This window comes from Thalassospira permensis NBRC 106175 (assembly GCF_000714555.1).
GTDB classification, from domain to species: domain Bacteria; phylum Pseudomonadota; class Alphaproteobacteria; order Rhodospirillales; family Thalassospiraceae; genus Thalassospira; species Thalassospira xiamenensis.
Genome location: NZ_AUNC01000039.1, coordinates 1 through 15,740 on the forward strand (window position 1 = coordinate 1; position 15,740 = coordinate 15,740).

Genomic DNA, 15,740 nt, shown 5'->3' on the forward strand with positions numbered 1-15,740 from the left:
ACGTTCACGTGCGGTTTTGTACGGGCAAATTTTTCTTTAGCCATTTCTAACTCCGTTTATTCTGGCTTCGCCTTAGCCGGCCGACTTGGCCTTGACTTCGTCCGCAACTGCCTGCGGGACGTCGGCGTAATGATCGAACTGCATCACGAACTGGGCACGGCCCTGGGACATGGAACGCAGCGTATTGACGTAACCGAACATGTTCGCCAGCGGGACAAACGCGCTAACAACGCGTGCAATACCACGGGAATCCATGTCACGGACCTGACCACGGCGACTGTTAAGGTCACCAATGATGTCGCCCATGTATTCTTCCGGCGTCACAACTTCGACACTCATGATCGGCTCGAGAAGCTTCGGACGAGCTTTCGCAAGACCTTCACGGAATGCGGCACGAGCTGCGATTTCGAAGGCCATCACGCTCGAGTCAACGTCGTGGTATGCACCGTCGGTCAGGGTGACCGAGAAGTCGGTGACCGGGAACCCGGCAATCACACCGCTGTTAAGCGAGGTTTCAAGACCTTTCTGAACGCCCGGAATGTATTCCTTCGGAACGTTACCGCCAACGACGGTGTCCTTGAAGGAGAACCCGCTGCCCGGTTCACCCGGGGTGAAGGTCAACTTGATACGTGCGAACTGACCCGAACCACCCGACTGTTTCTTGTGGGTGTAATCGATGTCGACTTCCTGGGAAATCGTCTCACGATAAGCAACCTGCGGCGCGCCGACGTTTGCTTCGACTTTGAATTCACGCTTCATACGGTCGACGATGATGTCGAGGTGAAGCTCGCCCATACCGGAAATGATGGTCTGGCCGGATTCGTGGTCGGTTTTGACGCGGAACGACGGATCTTCCTGTGCAAGACGTGCAAGGGCGAGACCCATTTTCTCCTGGTCGGCTTTCGATTTCGGCTCTACAGCGATCTCGATAACCGGATCCGGGAATTCCATACGCTCAAGGATGATCGGCTTGGCCGTGTCACAAAGGGTATCACCGGTGGTGGTATCCTTCAGACCGACCAGAGCAACGATGTCGCCCGAGCAAGCGTATTTGATTTCTTCGCGGTTGTTTGAATGCATAAGCAGCATACGGCCGATACGTTCTTTTTTCTCTTTGACAGAGTTCAGAACGTAAGAACCGGCTTCAAGCATACCGGAATAAATACGAACGAAGGTCAGGGAGCCGACGAACGGGTCGCTCATGATCTTGAATGCAAGACCGGAGAACGGTGCTTCGTCGTTCAGCGGACGTGAGTCCGGCTCGTCTTCGGTGCCCGGCTTGATGCCGCGCACGTCTTCGATATCGTCCGGAGCCGGCATGTAATCGATGACGGCATCAAGAAGCGGCTGAACGCCTTTGTTCTTGAACGCAGTACCGCAAAGGACCGGAACCAGTTCGCCTTTCAGCGTACCTTTACGGATGCACTTCTTGAGAACTTCCTCGGACGGCATTTCGCCTTCGAGGTAAGCTTCCATGGCAGCTTCGTCACACTCAACAGCCTGTTCGATCAGAGCTTCACGGTACTCTTCAGCCTGGTCTTTGAGCGAATCGCGAATGTCGCGATATTCGAACTCGGCGCCAAGGCTTTCGTCTTTCCAGACGATTTCCTTGTTGGCAACAAGGTCGACAACGCCTTCGAATTCCATTTCGGAACCAATCGGCAGCTGCATGACAGCCGCGTTGGCACCGAGACGGTCTTTGATCATCTTGACGCAGCGGAAGAAGTCCGCACCGGTACGGTCCATCTTGTTGACAAAGCACATACGCGGAACGTTGTACTTGTCAGCCTGGCGCCATACGGTTTCGGTCTGCGGTTCAACACCGGAAACGGCATCGAAAACAGCGCATGCACCATCGAGAACACGAAGCGAACGTTCAACTTCAATCGTGAAGTCAACGTGGCCCGGGGTATCGATGATGTTGATGCGGTTATCTTTCCAGAAGCAGGTCGTCGCAGCAGACGTAATCGTGATGCCGCGTTCCTGTTCCTGTTCCATCCAGTCCATGGTTGCGGCGCCGTCGTGGACTTCGCCGATTTTGTAGGACTTGCCGGTGTAGAATAGAATTCGCTCGGTGGTCGTCGTTTTACCAGCATCGATGTGAGCCATGATGCCGATGTTGCGATACCGAGAGATCGGAGTACGTTGTACCATAATCGACTCTTGATCTTGAGGTCTGAATTACCAGCGGTAATGAGCGAAAGCCTTGTTGGCTTCGGCCATACGATGGGTGTCTTCGCGCTTCTTGACGGCCGAGCCACGGTTGTTGGCTGCGTCCATCAGTTCACCGGCGAGACGACCGACCATGGTCGTTTCGGAACGCTTGCGAGCAGCGTCAACCAGCCAGCGAATGGCCAGTGCCTGACGGCGCTCGGAACGAACTTCAACCGGAACCTGGTAAGTAGCACCACCAACACGGCGCGAACGCACTTCGACGTTCGGCTTGACGTTGTCCATGGCTTCATGGAACTGGGCAACCGGATCGGCACCCTTGCCTTCCATAACTTCCAGTGCACCATAAACGATCTTTTCTGCGGCGGATTTCTTACCGTCGAGCATAAGGCCGTTCATGAATTTGGTCAGAACCTTATCGCCATATTTGGCGTCAGGCAAAACTTCGCGCTTTTCAGCAGCGTGACGACGTGACATCTGAGCTGCTCCTTATTTCGGGCGTTTCGCGCCGTATTTCGAACGACGCTGTTTACGGTCTTTGACACCCTGCGTATCGAGGGTACCGCGAATGATGTGGTAACGCACACCCGGCAAATCCTTTACGCGGCCGCCACGGATCATGACGACAGAGTGTTCCTGCAGGTTGTGACCTTCACCCGGAATATAGCTGGTGACTTCGTAGCCGTTGGTCAAACGGACACGAGCAACCTTACGAAGTGCCGAGTTCGGCTTCTTCGGGGTCGTGGTGTAGACACGGGTGCATACGCCGCGTTTCTGCGGGCAGGCTTCCAGTGCCGGAACCATGTCGCGCTGGGTGCGCGGAGTCCGCGATTTGCGGATCAACTGGTTGATAGTGGGCATTAACTTTCCCTTTGTACTTTAACGGACGCCACAAGGGCGCTGCTCTATCGACGCACGACGAACGACCGCATGCCTTTGCAAAACCTGCAAACGCAAATACGGACCGCCCATTACGCAGGATCACCCTGCCCTCGACGGCCGTTAGAGTCGCACTCAAGCGACGGGGGGCAAAACCGCCCGCTGCCAAACAAAATGGCACCGACACAGCTACACCCCCCGAGATTCGGTGGGCGCATACTAGTGACGGCCCCATTTCGCGTCAAGCAAAACCCTGTGGGCCTTCGAGTTGGCGCTTCAAACGCCGAGGCGAACCGGTGCATCGATAGAAAATTCCCGGTTCGCCTCTGATTCTTTAACAAGCTTGCGCGGCGATATTACTCGCCGGCTGGCAAGGACGGGGACTCGGCACCGGCCTGCGGGCCGAAATTGTCGCCGATTTCCTCTTCTGCCTCGATCTGTACGTTCTTGTCGCGTTCGGCAGCAAGGGCGCGGAAGCGATTCATCACCGCACCGGTACCTGCCGGGATCAGACGACCCACAATCACGTTTTCTTTCAGACCGATCAGGGTATCGGTTTTGCCCGATACGGCTGCTTCGGTAAGAACGCGTGTGGTTTCCTGGAACGACGCGGCCGAGATGAAGGAATGCGTCTGGAGCGATGCTTTGGTGATCCCCTGAAGGACCGGTGCAGCTTCGGCCAGTTCGCCGCCTTCTTTAACAGCACGTTCGTTTTCGGCATCGAAATCGACACGGTCGATGATTTCGCCAACCAGAAGCGTGGTGTCACCGGTTTTGGTCACTTCCACTTTCTGAAGCATCTGACGAACGATGACTTCGATGTGCTTGTCGTTAATCTTAACGCCCTGCAAACGGTAGACTTCCTGGATCTCGTTGACCAGGTAATCGGCCAGTGCCGGAACGCCCATGACGCGAAGGATATCGTGCGGAACCGGCGAGCCATCAAGCAGCTGGTCGCCCTTCTCTACGAAGTCCCCTTCCTGAACGGCAAGATGCTTGCCTTTCGGGATCATGTATTCAACCGGTTCGGTCAGACCACTGTCTTCAAGCGGGTGCACGATGACACGGCGCTTGTTCTTGTAATCCTTACCGAACTCGACACGACCGGCGATGTCGGCGATGATGGCGTGGTCCTTCGGCTTGCGTGCCTCGAACAATTCAGCCACACGCGGCAGACCACCGGTGATGTCACGGGTTTTCGACCCTTCGCGCGGAATACGTGCAAGCACGTCACCGGCGTTGACTTTCTGACCGTTCTCAACCGAGAGAATGGCATCAACCGACAGGAAGTAACGGGCTTCAAGGCCGTTATCCAGGTTGATGACCTCGCCGTTTTCGTTACGAAGCGTAACGCGCGGCTTGAGGTCGGATGCCTTCGGCATGCTCTTCCAGTCGATAACCGTTTTCGAGGCGATACCCGTCGCTTCGTCATAGACTTCGCGAATGGTTACGTTCTCGAGAAGGTCGACATAGTTCACATAACCTTCTTTCTCGGTGATGATCGGCAGGGTGTACGGATCCCATTCGGCCAGTTTCTGGCCGCGCGTGATCTGGTCACCGTCATCAGCAAGCAGTTTCGCACCGTACGGGACGCGGTATTTCGCACGTTCACGGCCGGTCTTGTCGATCAGCAGGATTTCGAGGTTACGTGCCATGACAATCATGACACCGCTCGAATTCGTAACGACAGCACGGTTCTTCAGTTTGACGGTCGCATCGAAGTTGGCTTCGACACCCGAAACTTCCGCACCACGCTGTGCCGCACCACCAATGTGGAACGTACGCATCGTAAGCTGCGTGCCCGGCTCACCGATCGACTGCGCGGCGATAACACCGACAGCTTCACCAATGTTCACCGTGGTACCACGTGCCAGGTCACGACCATAGCAATGGCCGCAAACGCCGGTTTCGGCATCACAGGTCAGGACCGAGCGGATACGCGCCATTTCGACGCCTGCTTTTTCGATCAGATCAAGGTGATCTTCGACAACCATTTCGTTCTTCGGAACGATGACTTCGCCGGTTGACGGATTGACAATCTCGTCAGCGGTGAAACGACCGAGGATACGATCAGACAGCGTCTCGATAACTTCGCCGGAGTCGACAACCGCAGCAATGTCGAGGCCACGTTCGGTACCGCAATCATGCTGGGTGATGATGCTGTCCTGCGCGACGTCGACGAGACGACGGGTCAGATAACCCGAGTTCGCCGTTTTCAATGCGGTATCGGCCAGACCTTTACGGGCACCGTGGGTGGAGTTGAAGTACTCCTGCACGGTCAGGCCTTCTTTGAAGTTCGAGATAATCGGGGTCTCGATGATCGAGCCGTCCGGCTTTGCCATCAGGCCGCGCATGGCAGCCAGCTGACGCATCTGGGCAGCAGAACCACGGGCACCGGAGTGCGCCATCATGTAAACCGAGTTCACATTGTCACCTTCTGCCGTTGCCGAGATGACTTTCATCATCGCTTCGGAAACGTCATCGGTGCACTGCGACCAGGCGTCGACGACCTTGTTGTATTTCTCACCGCGGGTGATCAGACCGTCCTGATACTGCTGCTCGTATTCCTTGACCTTGTCATGGGTCGCACCAACCAGGGTTTCCTTGGCTTCCGGAATGATCATGTCATCCTTGCCAAACGAAATACCGGCTTTGCACGCCCAGTTGAAGCCAAGGCCCATCATGCGGTCAGCAAAGATAACGGTCTCTTTCTGGCCACAGTGACGATAGACGACGTCGATAACGTTCGACACGTCTTTCTTGGTCAGCAGCTTGTTGATGGTCGCGAACGGGATGCGCGGATGACGCGGCAGCAGTTCGGACAGCAACATGCGACCCGCCGTGGTCTGAACACGGATGGTGATCGGCTCGTTGTTCTCATCGACGGTTTTGTAACGTGCATTGATTTTCGAATGCAGGGTCACAACACCGGCATCAAGTGCCTGTTCGATTTCAGCGATATTGACAAAGGACATGCCCTCGCCCGGCTGACCGTCGCGTTCCATCGAGATGTAGTACAGACCAAGGACAATATCCTGCGACGGCACGATAATCGGTTTACCCGAAGCCGGCGAAAGGATGTTGTTGGTCGACATCATCAGGGTACGTGCTTCAAGCTGCGCTTCAAGCGACAGCGGCACGTGAACGGCCATCTGGTCACCGTCGAAGTCGGCGTTGAAAGCCGTACAGACGAGCGGATGCAGCTGGATTGCCTTACCTTCGATCAGGGTAGGCTCGAAAGCCTGGATACCAAGACGGTGAAGGGTCGGTGCACGGTTGAGCATGACCGGATGTTCACGGATAACCTGTTCAAGGATATCCCAGACTTCGGCACGCTCTTTTTCCACCATACGCTTTGCAGCCTTGATGGTGGTTGCCATCCCGTACAGCTCAAGCTTCGCATAGACGAACGGCTTGAACAGTTCGAGCGCCATTTTCTTCGGCAGGCCGCACTGATGCAGTTTCAGGTTCGGACCAACCGTGATAACCGAACGACCGGAATAGTCGACGCGTTTACCCAGAAGGTTCTGACGGAAACGGCCCTGCTTGCCTTTCAGCATGTCCGACATCGATTTGAGCGGACGCTTGTTGGCACCGGTGATCGGACGACCGCGACGGCCGTTGTCAAACAGCGCATCAACCGATTCCTGAAGCATACGTTTTTCGTTACGCACGATGATATCGGGCGCACGAAGCTCGATCAGGCGCTTCAGACGGTTGTTACGGTTGATCACACGACGGTAAAGGTCGTTAAGGTCGGACGTTGCGAAACGGCCACCATCCAGCGGAACCAGCGGACGCAGTTCTGGCGGAATGACCGGAATCACTTCAAGGATCATCCATTCCGGACGCGCACCGGACTCCTGGAAAGCTTCGATCAGCTTCAGGCGTTTGACCAGCTTCTTGCGCTTGGCTTCGGAATTGGTTTCCTTGAGGTCGATTTTCGCGGTTTCGCGTTCGTCATCAAGATCGATCGCTGCAAGCATGTCGCGGATCGCTTCGGCACCGATACCGGCACGGAAACTGTCTTCGCCATACTCTTCCTGTGCGGTCATGTACTGATCTTCTGAAAGAAGCTCACCCATCTTGAGCGGGGTCAGACCCGGCTCGATGACCACATAGTTTTCGAAATACAGAATGCGCTCAAGATCCTTGAGCGTCATGTCCAGCAGCAGACCAAGGCGGCTCGGCAGCGACTTCATGAACCAGATATGGGCAACCGGTGCCGCCAGTTCGATATGGCCCATACGTTCACGACGAACTTTGGCCAGAGTCACTTCGACGCCGCATTTCTCACAGATAATGCCGCGATATTTCATACGCTTGTACTTGCCGCACAAGCATTCGTAATCCTTCACCGGACCAAAAATGCGCGCACAGAACAGGCCGTCGCGTTCCGGTTTGAAGGTCCGGTAGTTGATGGTCTCCGGTTTCTTGATCTCGCCAAACGACCAGGAGCGGATACGCTCCGGGCTGGCGATCTGAATCCGGATCTGATCGAAGCTCTGGGTGCCCTGCGGCTGCCCGAAGATCTTCATCAACTCGTTCATAAAGGCTCTCCCGCTATGCCCGGTCTCGCCGGGTTTCGCCAATTTCAGGCCGAAAGATGCTTGATGGCGGACGGGTTACCCGAATGGTACCCGCCCGCCAAGCTCTTAAACGTCGTCTTGCTCAAGCTCGACATTGAGACCAAGCGACCGAAGTTCTTTAACGAGAACGTTAAAGGATTCCGGAATGCCCGCCTCGAAGGTGTCTTCGCCACGAACGATCGCCTCATAGACCTTGGTACGGCCTGAAACGTCGTCCGACTTGACAGTAAGCATTTCCTGGAGGGTGTAGGCAGCACCGTAAGCTTCGAGTGCCCACACTTCCATCTCCCCGAAACGCTGGCCACCGAACTGTGCCTTACCACCCAGCGGCTGCTGGGTAACAAGCGAGTACGGACCAATCGAACGGGCATGGATCTTGTCGTCAACCAGGTGATGCAGCTTGAGCATGTAGATGTAGCCCACGGTCACCTTGCGATGGAATTTCTCACCGGTACGACCATCATAAAGGTCGACCTGGCCAGAACCATCAAGGCCTGCTTTTTCGAGCATGCGAACCACATCGGGTTCACGTGCACCGTCAAAGACCGGGGTTGCCATCGGCACACCACGACGCAGGTTGTTCCCAAGCTCGATAACATCGCCATCGCTCAGCTCTTTGATGCCGGTGACGTATTGCTCGTCCTCGTACACTTCATTGAGCTTGCCACGCAGGCTGTCCATCTCGGCACGACCATCGGTAACAGCATCGACGAGCTCGCCGATCTGTTCACCCAGACCACGTGACGCCCAGCCAAGGTGGGTTTCAAGGATCTGGCCGACGTTCATACGCGACGGAACACCAAGCGGGTTCAGAACGATATCGACAGGCGTACCGTCTTCGAGATGCGGCATGTCTTCCATCGGCATGATGCGCGATACGACACCCTTGTTCCCGTGACGGCCGGCCATTTTATCGCCCGGCTGCATTTTACGCTTAACCGCAACAAAGACTTTGACCATCTTCATCACGCCCGGCGGCAGTTCGTCACCAGCCTGAAGCTTGTCGACCTTGTCGTCGAAACGAGCCTGCAGAACAGCAATCGATTCCTCGAACTGTTTCTTCAGGGCTTCGATGTCGGACATGACACTGTCATCAGCAACGGCAATCTGACGCCACAGACCACGTGCAACACCCGCAAGGGCGTCTTCGGTGATCTCGCCATTCAGACCTTTCGGTCCATCGACCAGGGTCTGGCCAAGCAGCAGGTTTTTCAGACGACCATAGAAGTTGCGTTCCAGGATCGCACGTTCGTCATCACGGTCTTTTGCAAGACGTTCGATTTCGGAACGTTCGATTGCCAGGGCACGTTCGTCCTTGTCAACGCCACGACGCGAGAACACGCGGACTTCAACAACGGTACCGAACTGTCCCGGCGGGACACGCAGCGACGTATCACGGACGTCGGATGCTTTTTCACCGAAGATGGCGCGCAGAAGTTTTTCTTCCGGCGTCATCGGGCTTTCGCCCTTCGGCGTCACTTTACCGACAAGGATATCGCCCGGTTTGATTTCCGCGCCGATGTAAACAATGCCCGCCTCGTCGAGGTTTTTGAGCGCTTCTTCACCGACGTTCGGAATGTCACGGGTGATCTCTTCCTGACCCAGTTTGGTATCGCGGGCCATGACTTCGAATTCCTCGATATGGATCGAGGTATAAACGTCATCACGTGCGATACGCTCGGACAGAAGGATGGAATCCTCGAAGTTGTAACCGTTCCACGGCATGAACGCGACCAGCACGTTACGGCCGAGGGCCAGTTCACCCATATCGGTACACGGACCATCCGAGATGATGTCGCCTTTTTCGACAACATCGCCCACCTTCACCAGCGGACGCTGGTTGATGCAGCTGCCCTGGTTGGAACGCTGATATTTCAGCAGGGTGTAAATATCGACACCCGATTCCGATGCGGCGATGTCACCGGTTGCGCGGATAACCATACGGGTCGCGTCAACAGATTCAACAACACCATCACGGCGTGCGATCAGGGTTGCACCCGAATCACGTGCCACCGGAACTTCCATACCGGTCCCGACATACGGCGCTTCGGAGCGGATCAACGGAACCGCCTGACGCTGCATGTTCGAACCCATCAGTGCGCGGTTCGCGTCATCGTTCTCAAGGAACGGAATGAGCGCGGATGCGACCGATACCAGCTGCTTCGGCGAGACGTCCATAAGGTCGATCTCTTCGGAGCGGGCCATATAGTGGTCACCGGCTTTACGGGTGTTGATCAGTTCGTTTTCGAAGCCGAATTCCTTGGTCAGCGGTTCGTTCGCCTGTGCAATGACATAGCGACCTTCTTCGATGGCCGAGAGATAGATGACTTCCGGGGTAACCACACCATCGACAACCTTGCGGTACGGGCTTTCGATGAAGCCGTACTGGTTGACGCGGGCAAAGGTCGCCAGCGAGTTGATCAGACCAATGTTCGGACCTTCCGGCGTTTCGACCGGGCAGATACGACCATAGTGGGTCGGATGAACGTCACGAACTTCAAAGCCTGCACGCTCACGGGTCAAACCGCCCGGTCCAAGTGCCGAAAGACGACGCTTGTGGGTGATTTCCGAAAGCGGGTTGGTCTGGTCCATGAACTGCGACAGCTGCGAAGAGCCGAAGAATTCACGAACAGCAGCCGCAACCGGCTTCGCATTGATCAGGTCATGCGGCATGACGTTGTCGATCTCGACCGAGCTCATACGCTCGCGGATCGCACGTTCCATACGCAGCAGGCCAACACGGAACTGGTTTTCCATCAGCTCGCCGACCGAACGCAGACGACGGTTGCCAAGATGGTCAATATCGTCGATTTCGCCACGACCATCTTTCAGGTCGATCAGAACGCGGACGACTTCCAGAATGTCTTCACGACGCAGAACACGAACCGTATCCGGGCATTCCAGATTAAGGCGCGCATTCATTTTCACACGGCCAACAGCCGAGAGGTCGTAACGTTCCGAGTCAAAGAACAGACCCTTGAACATGGCTTCCGCACCCTCGATGGTGGGCGGCTCGCCTGGGCGCATGACGCGATAGATGTCCACAAGGGCTTCTTCGCGGTTGCTGTTCTTGTCAAGGGCAACGGTGTTGCGCAGATACGCACCGACATTGTTGTGATCGATCATCAGCAGACGAACGGTGTCGACACCCCATTCTTTCAGCTGCTCGAACACACCTTCGGTCAGTTCGTGGCCGGCTTCGGCAAGAATTTCACCGGTTTCACCGTCAATCTGGTCTTCTGCCATGAACCAGCCGTTAAGCTGTTCTTCCGGCACCAGGATGTGTTTGACACCCTGCTCGACCAGTTTGGCTGCCGAACGCTTGGTGATCTTGCTGCCAGCCGCGGCAACAACTTCACCGCTGTCGGCGTCAAGCAGGTCAAAGACCAGCTTCTGACCGATATAGCGATCTGCATTGAAATCGGTTACCCAACCATCCTTGGTGCGGCGGTATTCTGCCGACTCATAGTAATAGTTGAGGATTTCTTCAGGCGTCAGGCCTTCGATTTCCGACGGATCAACCGAGCGGCCTTCTTCGGCACGCTGGGCACGCAGGGCCTGGGACTCTTCGTTTTCAAGAGCCATAAGCAGCGTGGTCGCCGGCAGTTTGCGGCGACGGTCGATACGGACATACAGAATGTCTTTCGCGTCGAATTCGAAATCGAGCCACGACCCGCGATACGGGATCACGCGCGCAGCAAACAGGTACTTGCCCGAGCTGTGGCTTTTGCCCTTGTCGTGGTCGAAGAAGACGCCCGGCGAGCGGTGCATCTGCGAGACGATAACACGCTCGGTGCCGTTCACGATAAAGGTACCGTGTTCGGTCATGAGCGGCATGTCGCCCATATACACGTCCTGTTCCTTGATATCGCGGATCGAACGGGCACCGGTATCTTCGTCAATATCCCAGACAACCAGACGCAGTGTCACGCGCAGCGGCGCGGCAAAGGTCATGCCACGCTGACGGCACTCCTCGGTATCGTATTTGGGCTGCTCCAGCTCATACGACACAAATTCGAGGGTTGCGCGCTCTGAGAAATCTTTAATCGGAAAGACGCTCTTGAACACTTCCTGGAGGCCGGCATCGTCCCGCTGCTCCCGCGGGGTACCAGTCTGCAAAAACTTGTCGTAAGAATTCTTTTGAACCTCAATCAGGTTCGGGAGCGGAGCGACTTCGCTGATCCGTCCAAAGCTCTTGCGGATGCGCTTTCGACCGGTAAAGGACTTATCCATCATCGTTCCTTTAATCGCGCCTCCCCACACCGTCGTAACTCGTTCGTCCCCGTGCCATTATGCAGAAAGCATACAGCACAACGACGCCCGAGCCCCGTACGGGGCGGGCGTTCACTTGATTATGACCGTGGATGTTATGTGACATCCAACATGAATGAGATCACTGATCCCTCGGCTGTCGACGCCGTCAAAGATAACCTCTGACCTAAACGGCCTTACGTTATGTACGATTACCTTTGGCAGCGTCAACCGTAAATTTCCTTTTCGCGTCCCGACAGTCCGGACACCCATTGCCCGCACCGCAGAGACGGATAGGTCGGCGACCCGAAGGCCGCCGACCCAAACCTTGGCAAGAAGCCGTCGATTACTTGAGTTCGACGGTTGCGCCAGCTTCTTCAAGCTGCTTCTTGATCGACTCGGCTTCGTCTTTCGACGCGCCTTCTTTAACAGCTTTCGGTGCGCCTTCGACCAGGTCTTTGGCTTCTTTCAGGCCAAGACCGGTGATTGCGCGAACTTCTTTGATGACGTTGATTTTCTTGTCACCAGCAGAAGCCAGGATAACGTCGAATTCGGTTTTTTCTTCTGCAGCAGCAGCACCGGCAGCAGCGCCACCAGCAGCAGCAACAGCAACCGGAGCAGCGGCGGAAACGCCCCACTCTTCTTCGAGCATTTTGGAAAGTTCTGCAGCTTCAAGAACGGTGAGCTTCGAAAGCTCTTCAACGAGTGCCTTAAGATCGGCCATTTGTATAAACTCCTAGGCTTGAACTTGGATAAGTTGGTAAATTGGGTTACGCGGCTTCGCCTTTTTCGGCGTATGCCTTCAGCACCTGGGCAATCTGGGCCGCCGGCTTGGAGGTCAGCGTAGCGATACGCTGTGCCGGGGTCTGGATCATACCCACCAGTTTCGCGCGCAGTTCGTCCAGCGACGGCAGTTCTGCCAGAGCTTTAACGCCCTGTTCGTCCAGAATCTGTTCACCGATGGCGCCAGCAACAAGAACGAGCTTGTCATTGGCTTTTGCGAACGTTGAGGCCACTTTCGCGACCGACGCAGGATCAGCCGAATAGGCGATCGCGGTCGGGCCGGTGAAGTGGTCTGCAAGACCAGCAAATTTGGTGCCTTCCAGAGCAAGTCGCGTAAGCCGGTTTTTGGTGACCTTGAAGCCCGCACCAGCATCACGCATCTGCGCACGAAGAGCGGTGATTTCCGCAACCGTCAACCCTTTGTACTGGGTAACGATAACGCCTTCCGCACCTTCGAACACTTCGCGCATTTCTGCTACGAACTGTGTTTTATCATCGCGGTTCACTTTAAGTCTCCGACATTGCTTATTGCCCTGAACCCCATGGGGGGTTCACAGACGTGACCAGTCCTTTCGAACCGGTCTGTGACGCCCGTCCGTTTGCCAGATGTCCAAGCCTTTTGTGATGCCCCGTTAACCGGGGAAAACTAAAAACCGGAACCTCTGCCTATGCAGGAGATTAAGAACGGCAGATACCGTTCACCTGCAGTCTGGGACAGACAGGTAGAGAGGATATTGCAACCCTCTCCGGTCCTGACCGGCCGCATGCGACCGGTCAGAATTCTTGAATTACTTCGATGCGATGTCCGCAATCGACAGTTTCACGCCAGCGCCCATGGTCGAGCTGATGGCGGCGCGCTGAAGGTATACACCTTTTGCGCCTGTCGGTTTTGCTTTGACGATCGCAGAAACGAATGCCTTGGCGTTTTCAACAAGCTGTTCTTCGCTGAAGGATGCCTTGCCGATACCGGCATGGACAATACCATTCTTTTCAGCGCGGAACTGAACCTGGCCAGCTTTGGCATCGGAAACAGCCTGGGCAACATCCATGGTCACGGTGCCGAGTTTCGGGTTCGGCATCAGGCCGCGCGGGCCCAGAACCTTACCGAGACGACCGACAACAGCCATCATGTCCGGGGTTGCAATAACGCGATCATAGTTCAGATCGCCTTTCTGCATTGCTTCCATCAGGTCTTCGGCACCCACAGCGTCCGCACCAGCTTTCTGGGCTTCTTCTGCTTTGGCGTCTTTTGCGAAGACGGCGACACGCATGGTTTTACCGGTACCATGCGGAAGCGAAACAACACCACGGACCATCTGGTCTGCGTGACGCGGATCAACACCAAGGTTCATTGCGATTTCAACGGTTTCGTCGAATTTCGCTTTTGCACCATCCTTGACGAGCTTGACCGCTGCGGTCAGTTCGTACTGGGTGTTACGGTCGATGCCCTCATAAGCCTGGGCAAGGCGCTTACCAGTCTTGGCCATCGTCTTACTCCACAACCTCGAGGCCCATAGCACGGGCAGAACCTTCGATCATCGACATCGCGCCTTCAACGTCAAATGCGTTGAGGTCAGCCATTTTGGCTTCCGCGATTTCCTTGACCTGTGCTTTGGTCACTTTACCGATGTAACCTTTACCGGTCGTACCGGAACCTTTCGGAATGCCTGCTGCCTTTTTCAGGAAGTAGGATGCCGGCGGGGTTTTGGTGACAAAGCTGAAGGAACGGTCGGAATAAACGGTGATGACGACCGGAATCGGCATCCCAGGTTCCATCTGCTGGGTCGCTGCGTTGAACGCCTTGCAGAATTCCATGATATTCACGCCGCGCTGACCAAGAGCCGGGCCGACAGGCGGCGACGGGTTGGCTTTGCCGGCGGGAATCTGCAGCTTGATATAGCCGTCGATTTTCTTCGCCATTAGAGTACCTCATTACAGAAGCGCGCGGTACGGTCATGGCTGACCTCCCGCGCTTTAAAAACTGCCTGCATCACGCAGACAGAAACTTCACTTGATAAGCTCGTTAAAGCTTTTCGACCTGGGTATATTCCAGCTCGACCGGGGTTGAACGACCGAAGATCGAAACCGACACCTTAAGGCGCGCACGTTCTTCATCAACCCCTTCGACGACACCGTTAAACGATGCAAACGGACCGTCGGAAACACGGACTTCCTCGCCAACCTCGAACGAAATGGTCGACTTCGGACGCTCGACACCTTCCTGCACCTGATGCAGGATGTGCTGGGCTTCCTTTTCGGAAATCGGCATCGGCTTACCACGGCTGCCAAGGAAATCGGTGACCTTGGCGGTGTTCTTCACCAGATGCCAGCTCTCATCCGTCAGGTCCATATTCAGCAGCACGTAACCGGGGAAAAACTTCCGCTCGGCATTGACCTTCGCACCGCGACGAACCTCGACAGTTTCTTCCGTCGGAACCAGGACCTCTTTGATTTCGCCCTCAAGACCTTTCTTGATGGACTGCTCGCGGATCGACTGGGCGACTTTTTTCTCGAAACCCGAATGGACGTGCAAAACGTACCAGCGATGCGCCATGACTTAACCCCCGACACCAAAGATCAACTGAACGCCCCAGGCGAGAAGCTGATCGACAACAAAAAAGAAAACAGACGCCAAGGCCACCATGACGAAAACCATGATGGTCGAAACGGTTGTTTCCTTGCGGGACGGCCACGAGACCTTTTTGGCCTCGGTGCGAACCTGCTGTACGAATTGTGCCGGCGACGTTTTAGCCATTGTCGGGGTTACACCGCTTTCAAAAATTCAATTCCAGGACCCGGGTAAATGGCAGGAGCGGAGGGACTCGAACCCACGGCCCTCGGTTTTGGAGACCGATGCTCTACCAACTGAGCTACACTCCTACAAGGTAATCAGAAAGTTGAATTTCTTCAGGTCTTTCCGACACAGTCCTGCCCGGGCGGCAGGGTGTGCGGGCGGCTTATATCCGCCCGCACATCAAAGATCAAGCACCCAATGGTGCAAATCTTCAAAAATTATTCGATGATTTTCGCAACAACACCCGCACCGACGGTACGACCGCCTTCACG

The 15,740-nt window shown here is 55.5% G+C and carries 11 protein-coding genes and 1 tRNA gene; all 12 read right to left on the minus strand.

What is annotated here, in order from left to right; translation table 11 throughout:
• Positions 1-72: 72 nt before the first annotated feature.
• Positions 73-2,154, minus strand: coding sequence for an elongation factor G (fusA, locus tag SMB34_RS16440; protein ID WP_037991697.1), 2,082 nt, complete (start codon positions 2,152-2,154; stop codon positions 73-75).
• Positions 2,155-2,181: 27 nt separating this feature from the next.
• Entirely contained in the window at positions 2,182-2,649 is a 468-nt protein-coding gene (gene rpsG / locus SMB34_RS16445) for a 30S ribosomal protein S7 (RefSeq protein ID WP_007092426.1), read from the minus strand.
• A gap of 12 nt (positions 2,650-2,661) precedes the next feature.
• The gene (gene rpsL / locus SMB34_RS16450; protein ID WP_007092427.1) at positions 2,662-3,033 is read right to left on the minus strand and encodes a 30S ribosomal protein S12; all 372 of its coding nucleotides are present in this window, start codon (positions 3,031-3,033) and stop codon (positions 2,662-2,664) included.
• 374 nt (positions 3,034-3,407) lie between these two features.
• The gene (gene rpoC / locus SMB34_RS16455; protein ID WP_007092428.1) at positions 3,408-7,601 is read right to left on the minus strand and encodes a DNA-directed RNA polymerase subunit beta'; all 4,194 of its coding nucleotides are present in this window, start codon (positions 7,599-7,601) and stop codon (positions 3,408-3,410) included.
• A gap of 105 nt (positions 7,602-7,706) precedes the next feature.
• Entirely contained in the window at positions 7,707-11,873 is a 4,167-nt protein-coding gene (gene rpoB, locus SMB34_RS16460; RefSeq protein WP_007092429.1) for a DNA-directed RNA polymerase subunit beta, read from the minus strand.
• A 364-nt stretch (positions 11,874-12,237) separates the two neighbouring features.
• Positions 12,238-12,615, minus strand: coding sequence for a 50S ribosomal protein L7/L12 (gene rplL, locus SMB34_RS16465; RefSeq protein ID WP_037991698.1), 378 nt, complete (start codon positions 12,613-12,615; stop codon positions 12,238-12,240).
• 46 nt (positions 12,616-12,661) lie between these two features.
• On the minus strand, positions 12,662-13,180 hold the full coding sequence (rplJ, locus tag SMB34_RS16470) for a 50S ribosomal protein L10 (RefSeq protein WP_037991699.1): 519 nt from the start codon (positions 13,178-13,180) through the stop codon (positions 12,662-12,664).
• A gap of 282 nt (positions 13,181-13,462) precedes the next feature.
• Positions 13,463-14,161 carry a 50S ribosomal protein L1 gene (gene rplA / locus SMB34_RS16475; protein WP_007092432.1) on the minus strand — a complete coding sequence of 233 codons (699 nt, stop codon included), beginning with the start codon at positions 14,159-14,161 and terminating at the stop codon, positions 13,463-13,465.
• 4 nt (positions 14,162-14,165) lie between these two features.
• The gene (rplK, locus tag SMB34_RS16480; protein ID WP_007092433.1) at positions 14,166-14,594 is read right to left on the minus strand and encodes a 50S ribosomal protein L11; all 429 of its coding nucleotides are present in this window, start codon (positions 14,592-14,594) and stop codon (positions 14,166-14,168) included.
• 103 nt (positions 14,595-14,697) lie between these two features.
• The gene (gene nusG / locus SMB34_RS16485; RefSeq protein ID WP_007092434.1) at positions 14,698-15,228 is read right to left on the minus strand and encodes a transcription termination/antitermination protein NusG; all 531 of its coding nucleotides are present in this window, start codon (positions 15,226-15,228) and stop codon (positions 14,698-14,700) included.
• A gap of 3 nt (positions 15,229-15,231) precedes the next feature.
• The gene (gene secE, locus SMB34_RS16490) at positions 15,232-15,429 is read right to left on the minus strand and encodes a preprotein translocase subunit SecE (protein WP_007092435.1); all 198 of its coding nucleotides are present in this window, start codon (positions 15,427-15,429) and stop codon (positions 15,232-15,234) included.
• A 49-nt stretch (positions 15,430-15,478) separates the two neighbouring features.
• Positions 15,479-15,554: transfer RNA gene (locus tag SMB34_RS16495), tRNA-Trp, on the minus strand.
• Positions 15,555-15,740: the final 186 nt, after the last annotated feature.